Annotated in this window: 22 protein-coding genes and 1 pseudogene; 21 read left to right on the forward strand and 2 right to left on the reverse strand. The window is 27.0% G+C overall.

Translation table 11 applies throughout. The features are described from left to right. The first annotated feature begins 290 nt into the window (after positions 1 to 290). The 11 genes from KGF46_RS12480 (at position 291) to KGF46_RS12530 (ending at position 11143) form a co-directional block, all read left to right on the forward strand. On the forward strand, positions 291 to 920 hold the full coding sequence (locus KGF46_RS12480) for a hypothetical protein (RefSeq protein WP_227829589.1): 630 nt from the start codon (positions 291 to 293) through the stop codon (positions 918 to 920). Further along, complete coding sequence (locus tag KGF46_RS12485; RefSeq protein WP_227829588.1) at positions 921 to 1703, forward strand: ABC transporter permease; 783 nt, start codon at positions 921 to 923, stop codon at positions 1701 to 1703. Further along, positions 1696 to 2565 carry an ABC transporter ATP-binding protein gene (locus KGF46_RS12490; RefSeq protein WP_227829587.1) on the forward strand — a complete coding sequence of 290 codons (870 nt, stop codon included), beginning with the start codon at positions 1696 to 1698 and terminating at the stop codon, positions 2563 to 2565. The genes KGF46_RS12485 and KGF46_RS12490 overlap by 8 nt, the downstream gene beginning before the upstream one ends. Positions 2566 to 2596: 31 nt before the next feature. After that, positions 2597 to 3556 (forward strand): ABC transporter substrate-binding protein, encoded by a 960-nt coding sequence (locus tag KGF46_RS12495; protein WP_227829586.1) that lies wholly within the window; start codon positions 2597 to 2599, stop codon positions 3554 to 3556. A gap of 160 nt (positions 3557 to 3716) precedes the next feature. After that, positions 3717 to 4409 carry a response regulator transcription factor gene (locus KGF46_RS12500; protein WP_227829585.1) on the forward strand — a complete coding sequence of 231 codons (693 nt, stop codon included), beginning with the start codon at positions 3717 to 3719 and terminating at the stop codon, positions 4407 to 4409. A 9-nt stretch (positions 4410 to 4418) separates the two neighbouring features. After that, on the forward strand, positions 4419 to 5411 hold the full coding sequence (locus KGF46_RS12505) for a sensor histidine kinase (RefSeq protein WP_227829584.1): 993 nt from the start codon (positions 4419 to 4421) through the stop codon (positions 5409 to 5411). A gap of 266 nt (positions 5412 to 5677) precedes the next feature. Continuing rightward, positions 5678 to 6529, forward strand: coding sequence for an undecaprenyl-diphosphate phosphatase (locus tag KGF46_RS12510; protein ID WP_227829583.1), 852 nt, complete (start codon positions 5678 to 5680; stop codon positions 6527 to 6529). A gap of 138 nt (positions 6530 to 6667) precedes the next feature. Then, complete coding sequence (locus KGF46_RS12515) at positions 6668 to 7414, forward strand: ABC transporter ATP-binding protein (RefSeq protein ID WP_227829582.1); 747 nt, start codon at positions 6668 to 6670, stop codon at positions 7412 to 7414. Then, entirely contained in the window at positions 7414 to 9330 is a 1917-nt protein-coding gene (locus KGF46_RS12520) for an FtsX-like permease family protein (protein WP_227842848.1), read from the forward strand. Before KGF46_RS12515 ends, KGF46_RS12520 begins: the two co-directional genes overlap by 1 nt. A 143-nt stretch (positions 9331 to 9473) precedes the next feature. Then, entirely contained in the window at positions 9474 to 9908 is a 435-nt protein-coding gene (locus tag KGF46_RS12525; RefSeq protein ID WP_227862006.1) for an N-acetyltransferase, read from the forward strand. Positions 9909 to 10225: 317 nt separating this feature from the next. Further along, entirely contained in the window at positions 10226 to 11143 is a 918-nt protein-coding gene (locus tag KGF46_RS12530; RefSeq protein WP_227862007.1) for a putative RNA methyltransferase, read from the forward strand. 217 nt (positions 11144 to 11360) lie between these two features. On the opposite strand, the gene KGF46_RS12535 is transcribed toward KGF46_RS12530, so the two are convergent. Next, positions 11361 to 12140: a hypothetical protein gene (locus KGF46_RS12535; RefSeq protein WP_227856756.1), complete on the reverse strand. Its 780-nt coding sequence runs from the start codon at positions 12138 to 12140 to the stop codon at positions 11361 to 11363. A gap of 295 nt (positions 12141 to 12435) precedes the next feature. On the opposite strand from KGF46_RS12535, the gene KGF46_RS12540 reads away from it, so the two are divergent. The 5 genes from KGF46_RS12540 to KGF46_RS12560 all read left to right on the forward strand — a co-directional run bounded on the left by KGF46_RS12540 (position 12436) and on the right by KGF46_RS12560 (position 17070). Further along, positions 12436 to 12981 carry a biotin transporter BioY gene (locus KGF46_RS12540; RefSeq protein ID WP_227829577.1) on the forward strand — a complete coding sequence of 182 codons (546 nt, stop codon included), beginning with the start codon at positions 12436 to 12438 and terminating at the stop codon, positions 12979 to 12981. Positions 12982 to 13000: 19 nt separating this feature from the next. Next, positions 13001 to 14137 (forward strand): thiolase family protein, encoded by a 1137-nt coding sequence (locus tag KGF46_RS12545; RefSeq protein WP_227829576.1) that lies wholly within the window; start codon positions 13001 to 13003, stop codon positions 14135 to 14137. A gap of 3 nt (positions 14138 to 14140) precedes the next feature. Continuing rightward, positions 14141 to 15532 carry an AMP-binding protein gene (locus tag KGF46_RS12550; RefSeq protein WP_227829575.1) on the forward strand — a complete coding sequence of 464 codons (1392 nt, stop codon included), beginning with the start codon at positions 14141 to 14143 and terminating at the stop codon, positions 15530 to 15532. A gap of 69 nt (positions 15533 to 15601) precedes the next feature. Further along, positions 15602 to 16477, forward strand: a complete 876-nt coding sequence (dpsA, locus tag KGF46_RS12555; RefSeq protein ID WP_227850871.1) for a dipicolinate synthase subunit DpsA — start codon at positions 15602 to 15604, stop codon at positions 16475 to 16477. 2 nt (positions 16478 to 16479) lie between these two features. Continuing rightward, positions 16480 to 17070, forward strand: coding sequence for a dipicolinate synthase subunit B (locus tag KGF46_RS12560; protein WP_227829573.1), 591 nt, complete (start codon positions 16480 to 16482; stop codon positions 17068 to 17070). A 131-nt stretch (positions 17071 to 17201) separates the two neighbouring features. On the opposite strand, the gene KGF46_RS12565 is transcribed toward KGF46_RS12560, so the two are convergent. Continuing rightward, on the reverse strand, positions 17202 to 17390 hold the full coding sequence (locus KGF46_RS12565; protein WP_227862008.1) for a hypothetical protein: 189 nt from the start codon (positions 17388 to 17390) through the stop codon (positions 17202 to 17204). Positions 17391 to 17945: 555 nt separating this feature from the next. Here KGF46_RS12565 and adhE point away from each other — a divergent pair. The 5 genes and pseudogenes from adhE to KGF46_RS12590 form a co-directional block, all read left to right on the forward strand. Further along, on the forward strand, positions 17946 to 20549 hold the full coding sequence (adhE, locus tag KGF46_RS12570) for a bifunctional acetaldehyde-CoA/alcohol dehydrogenase (RefSeq protein WP_227856757.1): 2604 nt from the start codon (positions 17946 to 17948) through the stop codon (positions 20547 to 20549). 270 nt (positions 20550 to 20819) lie between these two features. Continuing rightward, on the forward strand, positions 20820 to 23039 hold the full coding sequence (locus KGF46_RS12575) for an EAL domain-containing protein (RefSeq protein WP_227829571.1): 2220 nt from the start codon (positions 20820 to 20822) through the stop codon (positions 23037 to 23039). A gap of 245 nt (positions 23040 to 23284) precedes the next feature. Further along, a complete protein-coding gene (locus tag KGF46_RS12580; RefSeq protein ID WP_227829570.1) occupies positions 23285 to 23947 on the forward strand; it encodes a B3/4 domain-containing protein in 663 nt (220 codons plus the stop codon). A 377-nt stretch (positions 23948 to 24324) separates the two neighbouring features. Continuing rightward, positions 24325 to 25734, forward strand: coding sequence for a L,D-transpeptidase family protein (locus KGF46_RS12585; protein ID WP_227829569.1), 1410 nt, complete (start codon positions 24325 to 24327; stop codon positions 25732 to 25734). 283 nt (positions 25735 to 26017) lie between these two features. Continuing rightward, positions 26018 to 26098 (forward strand): annotated as a pseudogene (locus tag KGF46_RS12590) (IS200/IS605 family transposase); the annotation flags it as partial.

The raw sequence follows: 26098 nt of genomic DNA on the forward strand, positions 1-26098 counted from the left end.
AGCAAAGTATAATTTAGTTTTTTATCACATTTTTATTTTACATATATAGAATCAGTGTCAAATTATCTATACTAATTGTGTATATATCATTATAAGTAGATTAATAGTAATATACATATGTTATTGTTAAAACAAATTGAATATATTATTTTAATATTGTAAGTAAAATAGTAATAATTTGTAAATAAACATTACTTTTTTAAGAAAAAATTAATATATTGACAAAAACTAAGTGCTCATTTAAACTAATAGTTGAGAATAATATTCAATATTAAATAATAGGAGGAGCTATGAATAAATATCTTCTAATAAATCCAGTAGCAGAAAAAATGTATGGGGAAAAGTTTAATATTATCAAAGAAACTTTGATAAAAAAAGGGTACATAATGGTTGAATGTGAGGCGCAATTAGAATATGTAAAGAATCAGTACAAAGAATATGCAAAAAAAATTGAAAATACAATGTTAGATTGTAGATGTCCAGAAAGCATAAATCTTTTAAAAAGAAATAATTTGATAAGTGGCTTTGAAGTTCCTATGATAGAACCAATATTAGTAAGGACTTGTAGAGTCTTATATGAAAAATATATTAAAAGTGAAGAAGATATGTTAATAGTAACCTGTCCATGTACACAATTAAGAGATTTTGCAAGTGAAAAGTTTAAAGGCAAAGATAATGCTGTATTTTATACATGGAAGGAATTTGCTGAAAAAGAAGGTATAAAATCACTTGGAAAAATAGATGAATCTCCAATTCCATTAGGATATTTTAAGGATTCTTTTGAAAAAGTTCTTGAAGTATCAAGTGAAGATGAAATATTAAGTAAAATACAAGAAATTAAAAATGGCTCTGAGGATAAGTACGATATAGTAGAAATGTTTTATTGTAAAGATGGATGTAATAATGGAGATGGTTTGTAAATGGGCAATAAAATTAATGATAAACTTTTGAGGTTAATAAAAAGTGTTTTAATATTTTTTATAATTCTTGTATTGTGGAAAATTACAAATTATCTTAGTATTTGGAGTGAATATATACTACCACCACCTGAAAAAGTGTATAGTACATTTTTAAATATGATAAATGATGGTTCAATATTTATTAATGTATATGCAAGTATGAAAAGAGTTTTGATAGGGTTTGCAATAAGTACAATTATAGGTGTTCCTTTAGGTATATTCTTTGGAATTTATGGTAAAGTTTATGAGTACTTTAAATCATTGATAAATTTTTTGAGAAATACACCACCGCTTGCTCTAATACCAATGCTTATATTATGGTTTGGTATAGGTGAAGAATCAAAAATAATAATTATAATTTTGGCATCTTTTTTCCCAATCTTTACAAGTACATTAAAGGGGATTAAAAATTGTGATTCAAAGTTAATTGAAGTAGGCAGAGTATTTGAATTGTCAAAGCTTCAGATAATATTTAGAATAATTATTCCTAATGCAATTCTCGATATTGCAGTTGGTCTAAAGTTAGCACTTGGATATAGTTTTAGAGCAATTATAGGAGCTGAACTTGTAGCTGCTTCGTCAGGTCTTGGATATTTAATATCTGATGGAAAAGAAATGTCTAGAACAGATGTTGTTATTGTAGGAATAATTGTAATTGGACTTCTAGGAATAATTACAGACTATATATTTTCAATTATTGTAAAGAAGGTAAGCAAAGGAAAGATGGTGGAAGCATATGAGTAGTCTAGTATGTAATTCTGGGTATATAATCAGAAATCTATCTAAAAGTTATAAAGTTGATAATGAAGAACATGTAGTGCTTAGTGATATTTCTTTAAGTATAGATAAAAGTCATATAACTGTAATTTTAGGTGAAAGTGGATGTGGCAAAACTACTTTACTTAGGGCAATTGCATCACTTGAAGATGTAAATAGTGGTGAAATTAGGTTTGTAAAAGATAATAAAGAGTATAAACCTAATGTTGGCTTTGTATTTCAAGAAAGTAGGTTGATGCCATGGTTAAATGTAAGTGAAAATATAGCTTTTCACAATCAACGAAAAAACACTCTTTTAAATAAAATACTCAATAAGTTAAATCACTCAAAAAGTACCACTAATAAAGATAGAAATGATAATCTTATATATTTAAATGGCAAGGATGATTTAAGTAAATCAAACAAACAAGATAGTATTGATATAGAAAAATATCTTAAAATGATGAACTTACAGAAATTTAAAAATTCTTATCCAAATGAGCTTTCAGGAGGTATGGCACAGAGAGTAAGTATAGCTAGAGCACTTTCTTTTAATCCAGATATGTTGTTTATGGACGAGCCTTTTTCAGCACTAGATTATTTTACAAGGATTGATATGCAAAATGAAGTTATAAGAATACATAAATCAACCAATAAAGGTGTAATATTTGTAACTCATGATATTGATGAAGCATTAAAGATAGGCAAAAAAATAGTTGTTTTTACAAAGGAAAGAAAAATAGAAGAATTTAATATAGAGGATGATTATAATAGAGATTTAACTTCAAATTACTATATTAAATTAAAAAAAGATATTTTAATGACAATGAAATCAAATAAAAGCATTTAAAGAAATTAATAATATTTTAAGGAGTAAAAATATGAAATTAAAAAAACTATTGATAGGTATAACAATATTAACACTTACAACAGCGTCTTTAGCTGGATGTGCAAAAAAGAATGAGGGTGAAAATCTTTCAGAAATAAATTTAACTTATGTAAAATCACCACTAAATGTGCCTTCTATAATTCAAAAACAAGATGATTTATTTGGGAAAGAATTTAAAAAGGATAATATAGCAGTTAATTTTCATGAAATAACTACAGGACCGGAGCAAACACAGGCTTTAGCGGCTGGAGAGATAGATTTTTTACATGCATTAGGAGGGACATCAGCTTTAATAGCAGCATCTAATGGTGTAGATTTAAAAATATTAAACACTTATAGTAGATCACCAAAAGGATTTATGATTTTAACAAATAATGATTCAATAAAATCAGCAGCAGATTTAGTTGGCAAGAAGGTTGCTGGACCAAAAGGAACTATATTACATCAAGTATTAATTGCAGCACTTGATAAAGAAGGACTAAGTATGGATGATGTTGAGTTTGTTAATATGGGTATTCCAGAAGCATCAGCAGCTCTTTCTGATGGTAGTGTTGATGCTGCATTGATTGCTGGACCAGCAGCTCTTAAAGCCATGAAGTCTGGAAGTAAACTTGTAGCAAATGGTGAAGGTTTAGTAGATGGTATAATAGTAACTGCTGTTAGTACAGATTTTGCTGAAAAACATCCAGAGGTAGTTGAAAGATTTATGAAAGTTGAAAAAGAAACTTTAGAATATGTAGACAATAACTTTGATGAAGCTATGGAAAAGGTAGCAAAAGAAGTTGATTTAAGCGTTGAAGAAACTAAAGAGTTATATGCTTGGTATGATTTTAGTTTAGATATAACAGACAAAGATATATCTTCTCTTGAAGAGACACAAGACTTCTTAATAAAAAATGGATTACAAGAGAAAAAAGTAGACATAAAAGAATTAATATATAATGCTAAATAGTAGAGTTAATAGTGCTAAAAGTTTAAGTTACCTTATTTAAGGTAACTTTTTCTATTCTATTGATAAAAATATATGCTAATGGTATGTTTATATATGGAGCAATATGAGAATGTAATATTAACATAGGGTAAATAAGAAAATTAAAATATGGAGGAATTATATGAGTCATAAAATATATATTGTAGAAGATGATATATCAATAAGTACATTACTTAAAGATTATATAGAGAAATATGGATTTGAAGTAATGGTTGAAGAAAACTTTGATAATATAATTACTACATTTGCAAATTTCAAGCCAGACTTAGTGCTTTTAGATGTAAATTTACCAAAGTTTGATGGATTCTATTGGTGTAGATGTATTAGACAACAATCAAATATTCCTATAATTTTTGTATCAGCTAGAGATAGTAATTTAGACCAGATTAGAGCTTTAGAAAGTGGAGCTGATGACTATATAACAAAGCCTTTTTATTATGATGTAGTAATGGCAAAGATAAAAAGTCATATAAGAAGGGTATATGGTGAATATTCGCCTAAAATAGATGAGAGAATATTAGAACTAGATGGACTAAAGTTTTATCCAGAAAGATTAGAGCTAGAGTTAGAGGATAAGACCTTGATTATCACTAAAAAAGAAGGAATATTACTTGAGTGTCTTATAAAAAAATACCCTAAAGTAGTAAGTAGAGATTATCTATTAGAAAAGATATGGGATGATATTGAGTTTGTAGAAGAAAATACTCTAAATGTAAATGTTAGTAGAATAAGAAAAAGATTTGAGGAGTTAGGTATAAATGATGCTGTTCAAACTGTACGAGGAGTAGGATATAAGTTAAATAAAAATTGGTAAGGAGAGAATATGAAATTATTATTTAAAGATTGTAAAGGCTATATTTTTATATATTATTTAGGAATATCTATGACAATTATTTATTGTAGTCTTATGAAATTTATCAGTGTAGAAGAAGCTTTATATATCTTATTGTTTAGTACTTTTATCTTATTGTTTTTTTTGATATATAAATATTATAAAAATAGAGAAGTATATAATCTCTTTAAAAAAGGTATAAACTCTTTAGATGAATCCTTTTTATATTTAGGGAGCTCTTTTTTTGGAGAAAACATATCAGTTATTTTAAAACAACAACATAGATTATATCAATCAATGATTCAGGAACATAAAAAAATACATAGTGAACATTTAACTTTTATCAACCAATGGATTCATCAAATGAAGACTCCAATATCAGTTATAAGTCTTCAACTTCAGGAATATGAAGGTGAAGAAGTTACTGAAAATATAAAAAAGGAGATAGATAGAGTTAATAAAGGTTTAAACATGGCTATGTATTTCGCAAGAGTGGATGAATTTCAGAAAGATTTTGTGGTTGAAAAAGCTAATTTGAATGATATTATAGTAGATACTATAAATGATGAAAAGAGATTATTTATAAAGAATGGGATAATTCCTAAAATAGATATAGATAAATCTATTTATATTTATACAGATATAAAATGGATGAAATTTATAATAAATCAGTTAATTACAAATGGAGTTAAATATTCTAAAGATTATAGTAAAGATTTGATTATAAAATCTGAAGAAAATAATAAGTCTATAATTTTAAGTATAATAGACAAAGGTGTTGGAATTGTATCTAAAGATATAAAAAGAGTATTTGACCCATTTTTTACAGGAGAAAATGGACGTAAATTTGGAGAATCTACAGGTATGGGACTCTATCTAGTAAAAAAAGTATGTGACAACTTAGGTCATAAGGTCAATATAAAATCAGAAGTAGGAAAAGGAACCGAAGTTTCAATAATATTTAGTAAAGATAATATAAACTAATAAGAGACTATTTTAAGATGGATTAACATTGTATTTATAATTTAAATGTCTTGTTAAAATTAATGTGTATATATTTTTTAATAAGATTTATAATTATACAATCTAATTTTAAGATAGTTTATTTTTTGCAAATATTACATAGATGTAATGTTTGTGTAATGTTTGTAGATAGTGAAATTTTCTAATGTCAATTAAAATTAATATAAGAAATGACATAAGAAAAGAAATTTTAAGAAGATTATATAGTAAAGAAAGGGTGTTTATCAATGAGTTTGGATATTATTTTTATATTAAAATCAATCATAATAGCTATAGTAGAGGGACTTACAGAATTTATTCCAGTGTCATCTACAGGTCATATGATTTTGGTGGGAAGCTTAATAGATTTTAAAGGTCAATTTGCTGAGATGTTTGAAGTTGTAATACAACTTGGAGCTATACTAGCAGTAGTAGTACTTTACTGGAAAAAAATAAAGGATAGTGTTATAGAGTTTTTTAAATTCATATTTACTGGAGGTAAGGAAGGAAAAACTGGATTTAAATTTGGAATAAATGTTATTGTAGGTTGTATACCATTTGGGATTGTGGGAGTTATATTTTATGATAACATAAAAGCATTGTTTAACTTACAATCTGTAATTATAGGGTTCATAGTTGGGGGTATTTTATTATTAGTAATAGAAACTCTATTTAGAAAAAAGAAGCACTCAACAGATAATATAGATAAAATCACTCCAGTGCAAGCTTTAAAAATCGGTGTATTACAAGTTTTATCTGCGTGGCCAGGAATGTCAAGAAGTGCATCTACTATTATGGGTGGATGGATAGCAGGGCTTAATTCTCCTACAGCAGCAGAATTTTCATTTTTCTTAGCTATACCAGCAATGGTAGCTTCTTCAGGACTAGATTTATTTGAATTTGATTATTCAATAATGACACCAACTTTGTGGATTGCTTTAATTGTTGGATTTATAGTAGCCTTTCTTGTGTCTATAGTAGTGATGGAAAAGTTCGTAAATTTTCTAAAGAAAAAACCAATGAGAGTATTTGCTATATATAGAATAGTGGCAGGTATAGTACTTGCTATATTAGCTTTTACCAATATAATTAGTATATAAACTAAAATAAATTCAGTATTTATATAAAATTTCTTTAATTAATATGAGTAGTATTTATATAAAATTTCTTTAATTAATATGAGTAGTATTTAATATATACTTCATGTCATTTTATAAATTAGAAAGGAGTTATAAATAATGAAAACCTTAATTGTGAGTAATTTGAGCAAAGTATATGGTAAAAAAATGATTTTTAATGCATTAAACAATATAAGTTTTAGTATAGAGGACGGAGAATTTGTAGGAATTATGGGACCATCTGGAAGTGGCAAGACTACTCTTTTAAATATGATTTCTACTATTGATAAAGCAACTACAGGAAAAATAGAATTAAAAGGTAAAAATCCATTATCATTAAAAGGTGAAGAACTTGCCTTATTTAGAAGAAGAGAGTTGGGGTTTGTATTTCAAGATTTTAATTTATTAGATACTTTAACTATTGGTGAAAATATAGTATTGCCATTGACATTAGATAAGGTAAGTGTAAAAGAACAAGATGAAAAGCTAAATGAAGTATCTAAAATTTTAGGTATAGAAGATTTATTAAATAAAAGGACTTTTGAAGTGTCTGGTGGCCAAGCTCAGAGGACTGCTATTGCTAGAGCATTAATCAATAAACCATCAATACTTTTAGCAGATGAGCCAACAGGTAATTTAGATTCAAAATCATCAAAGACTGTAATGGAGCTATTTCAAAAGATAAATAAAGAGAATAAAGTTACTACTATGATGGTAACTCATGACCCATTAGCAGCAAGCTATTGTAATCGTATTTTATTTATAAAGGATGGAGCTATATACAATGAAATATATAAGGAAAATAGTAGAGAGCAATTTTATCAAGAAATAATGGATGTGCTTACATTATTGGGAGGAGATAATTAATGAACATAAAACAATTTGCCATTAATAATATTTCAAGAAATATTAAAGCATATCTAGGATATTTAGCAAGTATTGTTATATCCTCTTCACTACTTTTTTCTTTTATTATGTTTACAAGTCATCCAGGTTTAGATATAGCTCAATTTCCTGACTATTTAAAAGAAGGGCTTAAGATGAGTAAAATAATTGCATATTTATTTTTATTCTTCTTTGTGTTTTATTCAGTGAGTGTTTTTCTTAAGAGTAGATATAAAGAGTTTGGAATACTCTATATTACAGGTATATCAAAACGACAAGTAATGAAATTGGTTCTTATAGAAAATATAGTAATAAATATAGTATCTTCTGTAATTGGGATAATAGTAGGTTTAATTTTTTCAAAGATATTTTTAGTAACTATGTCTACTTTTTTAGAATTATCACCACTAGAATTTTATATACCATTAAATGCAATGTTTTCCACTTTAATTTATTTTATGGTTTTAGCTATATTAACATCTATATTTACTTCTTTTATAATTAAGGAAAATCAAGTATTGAAGTTACTTAAAGGTACAAAAACTCCAAAACCAGAGCCTAAAACATCACTAATACTTGCTATATTAAGTATTTGCCTGTTTATAATAGCGTATTATAGTGCTGTTACATCAACTGACCAATATACAACATATTTACGCTTAGTTCCAGTTACATCTCTGACGATAGTAGCAACTTATTTATTCTTTTCTCAATTTAGTGTGTACTTTATAAAAAAATTGAAGATGAAGAAAAGTTTTTATAGAAGTAATACAAATATGCTTTGGATTTCAAACTTAATTTATAAGGTAAAAGATAATGCTAGGATATTCTTTTTGATAACTATAACTTCTGCAGTGGCATTCACTGCTATAGGTACTGTTTACTCCTTTTGGAAAGATGTAAAACGTCAAATTAATTTAATATATCCTAGCACAATATATTATTCAACAATGACTTTGCATAATGACACTAATAAACCTGACAGTAAAGAGAAAGATAAGGAAAGAATGAGTTTTATAGAAAATAAGTTGAAAAAAGAAGGTATAGATTATGCAAGAGTTAATGGTGAGTTTAAAACTGTATTTCCTAAGAAAAGTGATTTTAATGTGAGAATAATGAAAGAATCAAAGTACCTAGAAATTACAAAGACTATAGGAGTTAAGCCTATAAGTTTTGAAGATAATGAATCTATATCATTGTTTTCATCAAGTTTACCTGGAGATAAGAAAGTCAAAGAAAATGTCATTATAGGGAATAGAAGTTTAAAGGTGGCAAAACAAGTTGAAGAATGTGTTATGCCAGCGTATTATAAAAATATGTATGTGGTAAAAGATAATTTTTATGATAGTATAAAATCAAAGTTTATAATAGATAGATTTTCAACATTTGAGGTAGAAGATTCAAGTAAAACTATAGATATATGTAGACAATTTGAAGATAAATTTGATAATGAGTCTAGAATGCAACCATATTTGTTTTTCTCTAAAGAATTAATGATAGAAACTGGTAAACTAACATATTCTACATTTATGTTTTTAGCAGTATTTATAGGTTTAATTTTCTTTGTTACTACAAGTAGTTTCTTATATAATAAGTTTTATATGGATTGTCAAATTGACAAGAAAAAGTATGAACAGTTAAATAAATTGGGGATGACATATAAGGAGATTAAAAGAGCTTCAACCATTGAGATTGGAATTGTGTTTTTGTTACCTTATGTAGTAGCTGTTGTACATTCGGTATTTGCACTTACTGCACTTAAGAACTCTTTTGATATAGAGGTTGCATCATCTGCGGTTTTGGTAATGGGAAGCTTGTTTATAGTTCAAATAGTGTATTTCTTACTTATAAGAAATAATTATTTAAAAGAGATAAGATTAAATTTAGTCAATTTTTAATTAGATATATTAGTAAACTGTATTTATATAAAATAGATATTACTGGAGTTATATTAACTTATAATCCAGTAATATTTATGAGTAAAATAGACAGTATAGGATTTAAGAATAACTCAATATAATAATGAGATGAGGTAAAATTTATGATAAGAAAATCAAATAACAAAGATATAGAAAAAATAATGGAAATCTGGGAAGAAAGTACAATCAAAGCACATGATTTTATAAATAAAGATTATTGGAAAAATAGCTACAATACTGTTAAAAACGAATATATGCCTATATCTGAAACTTTTGTATATGATGATGGAGAAGAAATAAAAGGATTTATAAGTATTATAGATAATGAATTTATAGGAGCTTTGTTTATAAGTACAAATTATCAAAGTCTAGGAATAGGAAGCAAACTTTTAGAGTATGCAATTAAAGAATATAAAAATCTAAGCTTAGCAGTATATAAAGATAATAAAAAAGCAGTTGTATTTTACAATAAAAAAGGTTTTAATATAGTAAAAGAACAAGTAAATGAAGATTCAGGGTTTAAAGAATATCTAATGGAATATAGTAAACAGCTTTAGTATATTCATATTAGAATAGCGATTAAAATGTTTACTATCTAGATAGATATATTTTTATAATGGTGAGACTTAAAATCCTGAATCATATATGCTTGTAACCTAGTATATATTACAAAATATATAATTATGGGAGGATAAAATAATGAATAAAAGAGCATTTATGCATTATATTAGAATAAGAGGATAGCGCACAAATTGTGGCTATTTTACAAAAACTTATAACATGATTTTATATAAGATATAGAAACATACCTTATATAAGTAGCCATAATTTCGTGCTATTTAAATTAAATAGTAAATTTGAGGAGATTATGGAGATGAAACAAAATATAAGTAATGAAGGTAAAAAGATTGTTGGAAAATTAAAAAGGATAGAAATTGCTAAATTACTACTTAATGAAAATATAGATGTATTCAAATGTCCACTTTGTAAAGAAGATATGATTACAATTGATAAAAATAGCATGGGATGTATAAATAATCATTGCTTTGATATATCCAAAAAGGGATATGTTAACTTATTAAATAGTAATACTAAAACTATTTATGATAAAGAACTATTTGAATCAAGACATGAAATATATAATTCTAAAGCATATGATAATTTAACAGAAGAAATAAAGTCTGCAATTCATAACTACACTTTAGATAAAAATATTAACTATATTTTAGATGCTGGATGTGGAGAAGGATATTTTTTAAATAAATTATATGAAGATAAAAATATTAAAAATAGATGTAAATTAATTGGAATTGACATAGCTAAAGAAGGTATTTCTATAGCTAAAAGAGGAGAGAATGAAATTATATGGTGTATTTCAGATTTGTCAAATCTACCATTTAAAGATAATAAGTTTGATGTAATATTAAATATACTTTCTCCTGCAAATTATAAGGAATTTACAAGAGTTTTAAATGATGATGGAATAATAGTAAAGATTGTCCCAGAATCAAATTATTTAAAAGAAATAAGGACAAATATACAGGGAAATATAAAGAATAATGATTATGACAATAAAAACATTGTAGCTGTATTTAAAAAACATCTAAGTGTAGTTTATGAAAATAGAATCAATTATAAAACTGATGTCAGTGTATTAAATTTAATGAATTTGGTTAAAATGACTCCTTTAACATCAACATTAGATGAAGAAGAAATTTTAAAGTTGATAAAGTCAGGGATATCTAATATAACAATTGATTTAAGAGTTATGGTTGGTACACTAAAGAAATAGAAAATAGAATTTGTCCAAACTTAATAAAAATTATATTACTAAAAATTGCTATGAAACTAGTTTAATAATATCTAATTTCATAGCAATTTTAATTACCATTAAAGTGTCTATATAAAAATTATTTATGTTATATTTCCAAATATGTCCCCAAAAATTTCTATAATAATATTTAATAACAGAGTATTATTATTTGAAATTATTTTAAAAATATAAGATATTAAAGCTTAAAGTATTCTTTTTGAGATGAATTTATTTTAGAGCCACAATTGCTACAGCAATAAGATGTTGAAACATATCCAAATTCTTCAGTATTCTCATTAAACTCCATTTTTTTCTTTGCAATAATTCCTACTTTAATTAAACTAGAACCACAATTATCACAGTTTTGAATTTTACATATACTATACAATTTGTCAGTAGTTACATTTTCTATTGATTTATCACAATTACAACATTTAATAGAAGTAATCTCATTAGATACTTCAACAGGTTCGGCATCTTGAAAAGAAAATTTATATGTTATATCATTTGATACTCTGTAACCTGTATCAAAAATATTAGTATTACAGTTTGGACACATGTATTTTGGAATATATACATCTTTCTTTCCAAAAGTATCTTTCTCAGTATTGTGATTTAAATCATCTAAAGAGGCGTTTTCACCTATGGTATCTTCTTTATTTAAGTTTAAAAGATAATTATAAATCTTTTTATCTTCATTTTGTTTTGCTGTGTCTAAAAAATGACTCATTATATTTGGATAGTCTTTATTTTTTGATGGCATATTTAAATCTATATAATTATTTTCAATTGCAAAAGATAGTATATTGTAATAATTATATTTTACTGCAAAAAATAATAACATTTCATCAAAAATTTTATCTACTATTTTGTCAGAAATACTTATCCAAAAATCTGGGGATTCTAAATAAACTTTCTTACTAAGCTCATCTAGTTCTTTATCTATGTTGTTTAATTGATTTTCATTAGTTTTCATATTGTCACTTCCTTGTTAATTTATTATATGAAATAAAATCTCATATAAAATATATCATATTATAATTTACAAGTATAGGGCAAATAGATTTGTTTATAAGTAAAATTTTATAAATAGCCATTAAAACATAAAGGATTAGAAGCAAGTTTACTTATAAATTAAATGTAAACCTAAAATTGTATTGAAGTTGACAAAAAACTGTCTTTCTTTTATACTAAAACAAAGCCTTAATAGAGGGTTTATTATATGTACATATAAACTAAATTGAATAAGACATATGAAGGGAATTATAAAAATGAAAAATAATAGAGTAAATATTCAAGATTTAACTAAAATGTCAATATGTGTAGCATTATTATGTATATCATCCTATATATATATACCATTACCATTTACACCAGCAGGAGTAACAGCACAAACAATAATGATAAATCTAATAGCTTTAATATTAACTCCAAGACAAGCATTTAGTACAGTTGGTGTATACATAATGATAGGTTTAATTGGAATCCCTGTATTTGGTGGAGGTGCATCTGGAATTGGCAAATTACTAAGCCCAACAGGTGGTTTTTATTTTGGATTTTTATTTGCATCACTAATTATTAGCTTATTAAAAGGTAAAAATAATGATATTAAAAGATATATACCAATAACAATTTTTGTTGGTATGCCTATTATATATTTTATGGGAACAGTATTTATGTGTTACTTTAATCAAATGACAGTAGAAGCAGCCCTTTTTGCAGCAGTGGTACCATTTTTAATTGGAGATACGATAAAAGCAATTATTGCATCTTTTTTAGGTGTTAAATTAAATAACGTACTTAAAAGAAATCTATGATGAAGAGAGGATATAATGTATGGAAGATGTTTTTATATTAGGAGGATTAAGAAGTCATATAGGTTTAAAAAATGGAATTTTTCAATGTGTTCAACCAGAATTACTAGGAGCAAAGGTTTTAAAACATCTAATTGAAAAGTATGAGATTGATAAGATTGATGAGATTATATGTGGAAATGCAGTTGGTACAGGAGGTAATATCGCAAGATTAATGACTTTAACAGCGGGAATAGAAAGTGAAGTTCCTGCTTTTACTGTAGATATGCAATGTGCTTCTGCTATGATGAGTTTAGATATAGCATTTTCAAAGATTAAATCTGGGCAATGTGATTTAATTATTGCAGGAGGTTTTGAGAGTAGCTCTCTACAACCAATGCGTACATATCATAAAAATGATAAAAGATATAATATCAATAATCCAAGCTATGCAGTTGCTCAATTTTCTCCAGATGATAATAGTGAGAATAGTATGCTCGAAGGTGCAGAAAGAGTGGCAAAGTTATATAAAATTGAGAAAGAAGAATTAGATTATTGGGTAAAAGAAAGTCATAGAAGAGCAAAAAACACAAGAGAAGAAGAATTTCTTGAAGATATTATATCTCCTATAGATAGCAATACATATGATGAAGGTATACGTGATAAAATGAGCCAAAGATTATTAGATAGGATACCTTCGATTTTAGGAAAGGGAAGTATTACAAATGCAGCAAATGCATGTCTTATTAATGATGGAGCTTCATTTCTTATACTGTGTTCTAAAAGATATTTAGAGACTACAAAAAAGAATCCAAAAGCTAAAGTTATTAACTCTTGTACAATAGGAACAGAGCCACATTTAAGCCCAACATCTGCTATGAAAGCTATGGAGAGGATTTTAGAGATAGAAAAGCTTAACTATATGGACATATCTGCGATTGAATTTAATGAAGCATTTGCAGTTATAGATGTTTTATTTCAAAGAAAATATCCAGCATTAATAGATAGGTATAATATATTTGGAGGGGCTTTAGCATATGGTCATCCATATGGTGCTTCTGGTGCAATTATTGCGTTACATCTTTTAAAAGCACTTGAAAAAACTAATGGAAGGTATGGAATTTGCTCTATAGCAGCTGCTGGGGGATTAGGCTCTGCTTTATTGATTGAAAGGGTGTAGATTATGAATTACTATGAACTTTTGAAAGTAAAAAGAAACAGCTATAAAGATAAAGATTTTTTGATTATAGATGGAGAAAAGTATACTTATGACAGTATATTAAGAGATAGTGAGGAGATTGGGAGACAAATTTCTATAGGTGAAAATATTCCTGTTTTAATTTATTCTAAAAATATAAAGTTCCAATTAGTAAGTTTTTTAGGTGTTAACTATTCAAATAATGTGCCTATCATTTGTCATTATAATCTTTCTAAAAGAGTATTAAGTGATATTTTAATAAAGAATAATATTTCAGTTGTTATATCTGATGAGAATATAGATATAAATGATTTATCTAATGGTAGTTGCAATAGGATATTAAAGATAACTAATTCTTCTACAGACCATCACAGTATAAATGTATATCAATATAATAATATCTTAGACTATTTAGATAAAGAAATTTGTATGGGAGCTTTATCTTCAGGCTCTACAAATGTCCCAAAAGTATTATATAGAACATATGAAAGCTGGGCTGGATTTTTTCCTATACAAAATGAAGTTTTCCATATTTATGAGGACTCTGTTTTGTTTATCAATGGAACACTTAGTTTTACAGGAAATCTAAATTCTATAATGTCAGTACTCTATGAAGGTGGTAGTATTGTAATAAGTTCAGGTTTAAATTATAAAACATGGATAAATGCAATAAAACAATACAATATAACTAACATATATCTTATACCTACAAAACTTCAGTTATTGGTTAAATATTTAAGTGAGACAATAGTTAAAGTTAGAAGTGTTTTTACAGGTTCTCAATTGTTGTTTGAGGATGCAGCAAGAAAAATAAAAAAATATATGCCAGACTCTGAAATAATTTTATATTATGGAGCAAGTGAATTAAACTACATTACATATTTGTGTTATGATGAATTGATTGAGAAACCATTAAGTATAGGTAAGCCATTTCCAAAAATAGATGTATATATTAAGAACAGAATAATTTTTGTAAATACCGAATATGCAGTATATAATGCATCAGAGCCTTATTCTGTCAATGACATTGGATATTTTGATGATGATGGATATTTGATATTTGAAGGAAGAAGTGATGATGTTGTAAATATTGGTGGATTTAAAGTTAGTTCTACTAAAGTTGAAAATGTAGTCAAAAGAATTCCTCAAATTGAAGATGCAGTTGCATTACCTTATTTAGATACTATAAGGGGAAGTCAAATTGCATTATTTGTAACAACCATAGATAAAATTACAAAGAAGGATTTATTGACTAAGATTAGAAATTATTTAATTAGAAATGAAATTCCAAGAAAAATTATTTTTTTAGATTCATTACCATATACATCTTCTGAAAAGATAGATAGATTAGCATTATTAGCAATGTTAGAAGTATAATATTTAATAATTTTAGTGAACCAATATATTGATAAAAACATATTGTATATAGTAAAGGAGGCTTACAATATGTCAAATCAATACGATATAACTGTTATAGGCGGAGACCTGCGACAAGTGTACATGGTAAAAAAACTAATTAATAAAGGATATTCTGTAGTTGTATATGGAATAGCAAATGAAATTATAAATGGAATCGCTGGAAAAGCAACTTCACTAGCTGAAGCACTATCCAAAAGTTCCATTATTTTATGTCCAATTCCATTTACAAAAAATCAATTTAGTATTGAAAATACTGATGGTTGTCTTGATGCTACTATTGATAACTTGTTAATTAACTTATCTCCTAATAAAATACTATTTGGAGGCAACATACCAACTAAAGTTTACAAATTTTGTGAGCAACACTCTATTCAGGTTTATGATTTTATGAAGATGAATGATGTTGCTATTTTAAATGCAGTTGCTACAGCTGAAGGAGCCATATCAGAAGCGATTAAAAGAAGTATAATCAATATGCACCAAAGTAACTGTCTAGTACTAGGCTTCGGAAGATGTGCACAAATACTTGCTAAAAAATTATATGCTTTAGATGCAAATGTATGTGTTGGAGCAAGAAATAATGATGCAAGGAGTACGGCTAATGCATTTGGGTATTCTAGTATTTCTTTAAATCAACGAGATGAAAATCTTTCAAAGTTTGATTATATTTTTAATACCATACCAGAATGTATTTTAACGAAAGAGAAATTAGAAAAAGTATCACGAGAAGTAACTATTATAGATATAGCTTCTTCTCCTGGTGGATTAGATTATTCTGCTACACAAAATTTAGGTATTAATGCAAATCTTTGTCTTGGGCTTCCTGGTAAATACTCACCAAAGACATCTGGTGAAATTCTTGTTAACGCTATAGAAAATATTATAAATGAAAGAAGGGATTAGAGATGAAACTTGAAGGACTTACAATTGGAGTAGGATTTACTGGTTCGTTTTGTACTTATGATAAAATATTTATAGAGTTAGAGAATTTGGTAAAAGCAGGAGCAAATGTGCACACGATATTTTCAGATGTATCACAAAATATAGATTGTAGATTTGGAAATTCTGAAGAATTTATGAAAAAAGCATATGAACTGACAGGAAATAAACCTATTGTTACAATTGAAGAAGCAGAACCATTTGGACCTAAAGGAATTGCTGATATTATAATAATAGCCCCTTGTACTGGCAATACTGCCGCTAAGTTAGCAAATGGTATTACGGACTCTCCAGTATTGATGGCAGCAAAGGGTCATCTTCGCAATGATAAACCACTTGTAATCTCAATATCAACTAATGATGCTCTAAGTTTTAATTTCAAAAATATTGGTATTCTTCTTAACTCTAAAAATATATATTTTGTACCTTTTGGTCAAGATAATTGTAATACAAAGCCTAATTCTATGATTGCACATACAGAGTTAATAATTCCAACTATAGAGCTTGCTCTTGATAATAAACAGTTACAACCTGTTATAAAAAGTCCACATCAATAGATTAGTGATGTAATATGATATATGTGTATGATTAGTAATATTAACAAAGTCCAGCAATCTTATTTGCTGGACTTTAACTTGTAATATATTAAAATTATTTACTTAAACTAATTTATAAATTGGAATTTATATTACTTTGTATTTTTAAATATCAAACTTGTTGTACTTGATACAAAACAAGCAGACATAATTAAAATAAATACTGAAAGCCCTCTAATAAACAAATTATCTACATAATAAGTTACTACACCAATACCACAAATGGCTGAAATTGTACTCATAACTAAAGATAAAATGCTAATTATTTTTAATTTTTTCATCCTTAATTCCTCCTATAAATTTTAAGTTTATCTATACGATATTAAATATATTTTATTTCACAGTATATAAAAATTATCAGTGTATATATCTTTAATTATAGTATATATTATATCTGTTTGTATATCTCAGAGTATTTAATTTAATTTGATCTTTAAGCCTTTGTTTTCTTCTTAAAGTATTTTTTTCTTTATAACTTTTATACAATACCATCCTTGAAAAAAGAATCTTTTAATTTTTTCATTAAAAAAATAAAAACATAAGTGTTAAAAAAATAACGTTATCCTTAAGCATTGAGATGAATTTGTTTATAACTTATATAAAAAATAAAGTGATATATAGTTAATTTAGATATTTGTAAAGAATAATAGTATTAATATGAATAATATAAGACTAAATAAAAAATAAAATGTTAAAAAAATAACTTGAAAATGTAAAAACAACGTGTTATACTGTTAATAAATTAACATAAAAAGAAGATTATACTATTCTAGGAGGGCATTGAAATGGCTAATAAAGAACAAGTTATAATAGAAAATAAAAGGGGAGAAGAAGCTATGGTAGATAATTCAGGTGTTGTAAATAATGTTGAAAATCTAGTTAAAAAATTAGCAAAAATTAGAGAAGCTCAAAAAATCTTTGCTACATACACTCAAGAACAGGTAGATAAGATTTTTTTAGCAGCATCTTTAGCAGCTAATAAGCAAAGAGTTCCTCTAGCTATAATGGCACAAAAAGAAACTGGTATGGGAATTGCCGAGGATAAAGTTATAAAGAATCACTATGCATCAGAGTATATATACAATGCATATAAAGAAACTAAAACTTGTGGTGTTATAGAGAGAGATGAAGCCTTTGGCCTGACTAAAATAGCTGAGCCAATAGGAGTTGTTGCAGCAGTTATACCTACAACTAATCCAACTTCTACTGCTATATTTAAATCACTTTTAGCTCTAAAAACTAGAAATGGAATAATATTTTCTCCACATCCAAGAGCAAAAAATTCTACTATAGAGGCGGCAAAGGTAGTTCTTGAAGCTGCTGTTTTGGCTGGAGCTCCTGAAGGTATAATTGGATGGATTGATGAGCCATCTTTGGAATTAACTACGACTGTTATGAAGGAAGTTGACTTAACTCTTGCTACAGGAGGCCCTGGAATGGTTAAATCAGCATATTCATCTGGAAAACCAGCTATTGGAGTTGGTGCAGGTAATACGCCAGCAATAATTGATGGCAGTGCAGATATAAAAACTGCTGTAAATTCAATTCTTGTATCTAAGACATTCGATAATGGTATGATATGTGCTTCTGAACAATCAGTTATAGTATTAGAAAATATATATAATGAAGTTAAAAAAGAATTTAAAGAGCGTGGTGCTTACTTATTAAATAAAGAAGAAACAGAAAAATTAAGAAATGTAATTTTAGTAAATGGAGGATTAAACTCTAAAATCGTTGGCCAAACAGCTTGTACAATAGCAACACTAGCAGGTTTTGAAGTTCCAGTTGATGCTAAAGTTTTAATAGGTGAAGTTGAATCAGTTGAAATAGAAGAAGCTTTTGCTCATGAGAAACTTTCACCAGTACTTGCAATGTATAAAGCAAACAACTTTGATGATGCAGTTAGTAAAGCAGAAAAATTAGTAGAAGATGGAGGGTTTGGTCATACATCTTCATTATATATTGACGATGTAAATCAGAGAGAAAAGCTTGATAAATTTACTAAAGCTATGAAAACTTGTAGAATTTTAATTAATACTCCTTCTTCTCAAGGTGGTATAGGTGATTTATATAATTTTAAACTAGCTCCTTCTCTTACTCTAGGATGTGGTTCTTGGGGTGGAAATTCAGTATCTGAAAATGTAGGAGTTAAGCACTTACTTAATATTAAGACAGTAGCTGAGAGGAGAGAAAATATGCTTTGGTTTAGAGCACCAGAAAAAGTTTATTTTAAAAAAGGTTGTTTAGGAGTGGCGTTAAAAGAACTTAAAGATGTAATGGATAAAAAGAGAGCTTTTATTGTAACAGATACATTCCTTTACAATAATGGATATACTAAAACAGTTACTGACTTATTAGATGAAATGAACATCAAGCATACTACTTTCTTTGAAGTTGAACCAGACCCAACTTTAGAATGTGCTAAGATAGGTGCTAAAGCTATGAGAGAGTTCAATCCAGATGTAATAATATCTATAGGTGGAGGAAGTGCAATGGATGCAGGTAAGATAATGTGGACATTATATGAGCATCCAGAAGTAGATTTCCAAGACCTAGCAATGAGATTTATGGATATAAGAAAAAGAGTGTATACTTTCCCTAAAATGGGTGAAAAAGCTAGTTTTGTAGCTATACCAACATCAGCAGGTACTGGTTCAGAAGTAACTCCATTTGCAGTTATAACTGACCAAGATACAGGGGTGAAATATCCATTAGCAGATTATGAGTTGATGCCAAATATGGCTATAGTTGATGCTGATATGATGATGAATATGCCAAAAGGATTAACTTCTGCTTCTGGTATTGATGCTTTAACTCATGCACTAGAAGCATATGTATCTATGCTTGCAACTGACTATACAAATGGTCTAGCTTTACAAGCCATTAAGAGCATATTTGAATATCTTCCACGTGCATACGATAATGGAGCAAAAGACTCAGAAGCAAGAGAAAAAATGGCAAATGCTTCTACAATGGCGGGAATGGCTTTTGCAAATGCATTTTTAGGTGTTTGTCACTCTATGGCTCACAAGTTAGGTGCTTTCCATCATGTACCACATGGTGTTGCAAATGCTCTTTTAATAACAGATGTTATGAAATTTAATTCTTCTAATGCACCAAAGAAAATGGGAGCTTTCTCTCAATATAAGTATCCAGAGGCATTAAAGAGATACGCTGAAATAGCTTCATTCTTAGGATTAAAAGGAAATTCTGATGAAGAAAAATTCCAAAGTTTATTGATAGCTATTGAAGATTTAAAGAGTAAAGTTGGTATTCCTAAAACTATAAAAGAATTTGGGGTTGAGGAATCTAAATTTATAGATTCACTAGATGAAATGGTGATTCAAGCATTTGATGACCAATGTACAGGTGCGAATCCAAGATATCCTCTTATGAATGAAATAAAAGAAATGTATCTAAATTCATATTATGGAAAATAAATTTACTATAAAACTTACTATAAAATAAATAAACTAAAACCCTATATACATGAGATATATAATCTCATGTATATAGGGTTTTTTATTTGAAAAAATATAAATAGTTTTAAAACTTTAATTCAAAATTTAATTAAAGAATGTTATTATAATAATTAGAATGAATCTATATGTAATATTTAGATATATTTGTATGTAAGATAAGTAATAAATTTGTATTAAAAAAGATATAAATAGGGATATAAAGTGTTGACTAATTAAGGGAGGGGTAAGATGACTAAAAGAAATAAAAGTGTTACATTAATTATAATTCTCTTATTGGCATCATTATTTCTGATATTAGGATATCTATATATAGAAGATACAAGAAATCTTCTTATATCAGAGGCAGAAGTACATATAAAAGAAGTTGCAATACAAGGTTCTCAATTAGCACAAAGACAAATTGAAAAAGATTTAGATATTTTAAATATTTTTTCAAGTTATTATACTTCAAATCCAAACATGTCTAATGAAGAAAAAATAAAAAAGCTTTTAGATGAAATGGAAAACCAAAAATTTTATACTATGGCAATTGTTGATATAAATGGGAATGCAGAAAATACTAAGGGTAATAAGTTTTCTGTTAAAGATAGAGAATTCTTTAAAAATTCAATTAATGGCAAAGAGTATGTTTCAAGTCCATATGTTGATGAAGTAAATAAGTCTGTAAAAAAGATTGCTATCTCAGTACCAATATTAAATAATGATAAAGTAGTTGGAGTTTTATATTGTACTTATGATGTCAATACTCTAATGAAACTTATAAATGTATCTTTTTATGAAAATAATAGTATATCTTATGTTGTAAAAAATAATGGGACAGTTATACTTCATCCTCAACAAGATAGATTGTCAAAGAATATTTATGAATTATTAAAACAGGATAATGACATTGAAGATGTAAATCAATTAAAAAAACAATTAGAAAAAAATAAAATAGGTGCAGCAATTTTAAATATGTCAGGAGAAAGACGATACCTAGGATATGCTACTATGGATAATGGGAAGAGCAAAGATAATTATATAAATGATTGGAACTTGATTTTTTCAATTCCAGAAAGTGTTATATTTCGTAATTCTGAGCAAATTATTAAGAGAGCTGTATATGCAGTGTTATTGATTATATTTGTGTTTATTGCAATTATTTTCTATATAATGTACATAAAAAAATCTAATGAAAAAGAAATATTGAGGTTAGCATATGAAGATAGAGTTACACATATAGGAAATCAAAATAAATTTTATAGAGAATGTAGTAAGTGTCTTTTAAATAAACCATCTTTAAATTATATTATAGTATATTTTGATATTGATAATTTTAAAATGATTAATGATACTTTTGGATATGAATTTGGTGATAATCTATTAATTACTATAGCAAGAGCTTTAAAAGAGGAATTAACAGAAGGTGAAATATATGCACGCCTTTCAAGTGATTATTTTGCTATTTTCTGTGAATATAAAAATGGAAGAAATAAAATTATAAAAAAACTTGATAGTATACGAAATAATATTGAAAATAATCTAAATACAGTATTTGAAATTTCTCTTTGTGTGGGTATTTACTTCGTAGAAGAAGGAGAAGTAGATGCTCAAAAGGCTGTAAATAAAGCTAATATGGCGAGGTCTGTTGCCAAAGGTAAAAATATAAACTATGCTATTTATAACGAAGATGTTAGAAATAAGCTTAGTGAGGAATCTATAATTTTAGATGATATAAAGACAGCATTAGTAAAGAATCAATTTGAAGTTTATTATCAACCTAAGTTTTCACTTGTAAATGGTGATATGATAGGAAGTGAAGCACTGATAAGATGGAATCATCCTGAACATGGTTTTATAAGTCCAGCTATATTTATTCCAATAGCAGAAAAAAGTCAATTGATTTTAAAAATAGGTAGATTTGTATTTGAAAGAGTCTGTATCGATTTATCTAAATGGGAAAAACAAGGTAAAAAATTAGTACCAGTTTCAGTAAATTTATCTAGAGTTGAGCTATATCAACCAGATATTGTAAAATTTATCAATATGACTATCCAAACATATAACATACATTCAAATTTAATTGAATTGGAGATAACAGAAACTGTAGCTATTAATGAATTAAATATATTAAAGAGTGTTTTAAATGAATTAAGAAAGTATGGATTTTCAATTTCTATGGATGATTTTGGGACAGGTTATTCTTCTATTAGTTGTCTAAGGGACATGCCAATTGATGTATTAAAATTAGATAAGTCTTTCCTTAATGGTATTGAAAATGATGAGAAAAGTCGTAATATAGCAAAGTCTATAGTATCTCTAGCAAAATCATTAGATTTAGTTGTAATTATAGAAGGTGTTGAGAGTAAGAAACAGGCTGAATTAATGAAACAATTTGGATGTGATCTAGTTCAGGGATTTTATTTTGCAAGACCAATGCCAGTTCAAAATTTTATGGAATTACTCTAAAAATAAAATTTAATTTTTTATATAAAACACTATTATATATGCTTGTATTTAATAAATGCTTGCTAGATAATTAGTGTTTTTTATTTTGTAATATTCATATATGAAGAAAGTAATTATCTTTTACAAAAATCTGTTAAAAATAAATTATTTTAAATATAAATATGTTATTAACAAAAGAATAGTACTATAATGTATAGATGATAAAAAACTTAACTAAAAATTTAATGTATAGGAGTTGTTTGAGTATGATAGATATAAGCATTGATAAAAAACTTAAGGACAAGTGGCCTGATGCAAAGTTAGGATGTATCCAAGCAAAAGTAGTAGTAAATAAAAGCTCAGAAAAGTTAATAAATGGGATAAATGAGTTTTGTAATATTTTAAATCAAAAGCTAGAAATTGAAGATATTACGAAATTGGATAAGATTAAAGATGCAAGAGATGCATATAAAGAACTTGGTAAAAATCCAAGTAGATATAGAACATCTTCAGAAGCATTAGTTAGAAGAATTGTTCAGGGGAAGGGTCTATATACAATAAATAATATAGTTGAAATAAATAATTTAATATCTATAAAATCACTATATCCAGTTGGTACATATAATATAGGTAAATTACATTCACCAATATGTTTTACTGTAGGTGATGAAGGCGAGCAGTATAAAGGTATTGGAAAAGAGTTGATAAATATAGAAAATCTACCTATACTATCTGATTCATTAGGTAAATTTGGAAGTCCAACCAGTGATTCTGAGAGAGCTATGATAACAACAGATGTAAATGAAATACTAATTTGTATATTTTCATTTAGTCCAGAATCAGATATTGAAGAGTATTTTGGATACGCTAAGGATTTACTTAAAGAATACGCAGATGGGAAGGACATAGAAACTAAAATAATTAAATAATAATTATATAAAATGTATATAACAACGTTATGTTAAGTTGGATACTAATATATAAGAATAAATCAAAAAAGGAAACTAACAATATATTAGTTTCTTTTTTTGAAAATAGTAGTTTAATGTCACAAAAATAGACAGATAGCCACACTGAAACTTAAAAGTATGGTAATATATTATGTAGCAGAGGTTATGTTTAAGGGATTTTGAAAGGAGGTATTAACAATAAGCATTTTATCTAAAAGATAAAGTAGTATCATGTAAATAACTCTATCTTCAAAAATATAAATTAATAATATAATAGTTTGGGTATATAGAAGAAATAAGGTTTTTTAAAAACTAGTAAAGTACATAGGTAATTATAATGAAGAAAGGATTTAGTTATGATTGAAGGAAAAGAAGCAAAACAAGAAAGTGGGCAAAAAAATCTAAAAGTTAAGATAGCTATAGTAGTAGGTGTTTTGATTGTAGCTTATATAGGGATGGCAATCTTTTTTAGAAATCATTTTTACTTTGGTACTACTATTAATGGTGTGAAAGCATCAGGAAAGACAGTTGAACAAGTAAATGATTTATTAACATCAAGTACTAATTCTTATACTTTAAGTCTAGAGGAAAGAAACAATAAAAAAGAACAAATAAAATCAAAAGATATAGACTTAAAGTTTACACCAGATGATAAGGTTCAAAAAATAAAAGATAACCAAAGTGCATTTGGGTGGATTGGTGGAATATTTAAATCTAAAGAGTATAATAATATGGTAACTCTTTCATATGATAAAGATTTACTAGAAAAAAGGTTTAATGCTTTATCTTGTTTTGATAGTAAAAATGTTGTAGAGCCTAAGAGTGCATACCCTAAGTATGATAGCAGTAAAAATGCTTATGCTATAGTACCAGAGGTACTTGGAAACAAAGTAAAAAAAGATGATTTTTATAAACTAGTACAAAAATCAATTAATTCTGGTGTTACTTCTGTTTCTTTAGAGGAAAGTAAAATATATGAAGCTCCAAACAATACAAAGGATTCAGAAAAGTTAAAAGAAGCTATTAAGACATTAGATAAATATGTCAGTGTAGTTGTTACATATGATTTTAGTGACCGTAAGGAAACTTTAGACGGTTCTGAGATTAATAAATGGTTAAAAGTAGATTCAGAAAAAAATTATGACATAACTTTCGATAATGATGCGATGGTAGAGTATACAAGAGGATTAAGCAAAAAATATAGTACTTTTGGAGATTCAAGACCATTTAAAACTGCAACTGGTAAAGAGATTACTATTTCAGGTGGAATTTATGGATGGTTGATAGATAAAAAGAAAGAAGCTGAAGCTTTAGTTGATGTTGTAAAAGCTGGGAAAAATGTTACAAGAGAACCTATCTACATGCAAAAAGCTGTATCTCGTAATAAAGATGATATTGGTAATACCTATGTTGAGATTAGTCTTTCTGGCCAACACATGTGGTTCTTTAAAAATGGAGAAATGCTTGTATCAACAGATGTTGTAACAGGAAGTTTAGCTAGGGGATTTGCTACACCATCAGGTATATATCCTCTTAACTATAAAGCTAGAAATGTTTCTTTAACTGGTCAAGGCTATAGTTCACCTGTAAGTTATTGGCTTCCATTTAATGGAAATATAGGAATTCATGATGCTACTTGGAGAAGTTCTTTTGGTGGAGGTATATATAGATCTTCAGGTTCACATGGATGTGTAAATACACCTTTTTCTAAGGCAAAGAAAATATATGAAAATATAGAACCAGGTACACCAATTATTTTATACTAGTAAATGTACTGTTTATAACGATTAAGTGAAGTCATCTTAGTTTTTTTTAGATGGCTTCTTTTTTATATAGAAAGGAATGTATATAATGAATGAAAAATTAATTAAAATTTTAGATGAAGCAAAGAAAGATTCAGAGTTTAACCTATAATGGCGAAATTCCTCTTCCTCGCCATAGGAGGTGGAAGATGTAAGCCTAACCGATAGGTTATTTATTTTACTTGATTTTCAAAAAAATGTATTGTACTATAAAATCAGTAGTAAAAACTGAAAGAAAGTAATTACAATGAAATTAGATAGTAATAATCATTCAGTATTTTTGTTACACTATCACTTAGTTATGTGTATAAAATATAGAAGAAAAGTA

This window comes from Clostridioides sp. ZZV14-6153 (genome assembly GCF_020657855.1).
Taxonomy (GTDB): domain Bacteria; phylum Bacillota; class Clostridia; order Peptostreptococcales; family Peptostreptococcaceae; genus Clostridioides.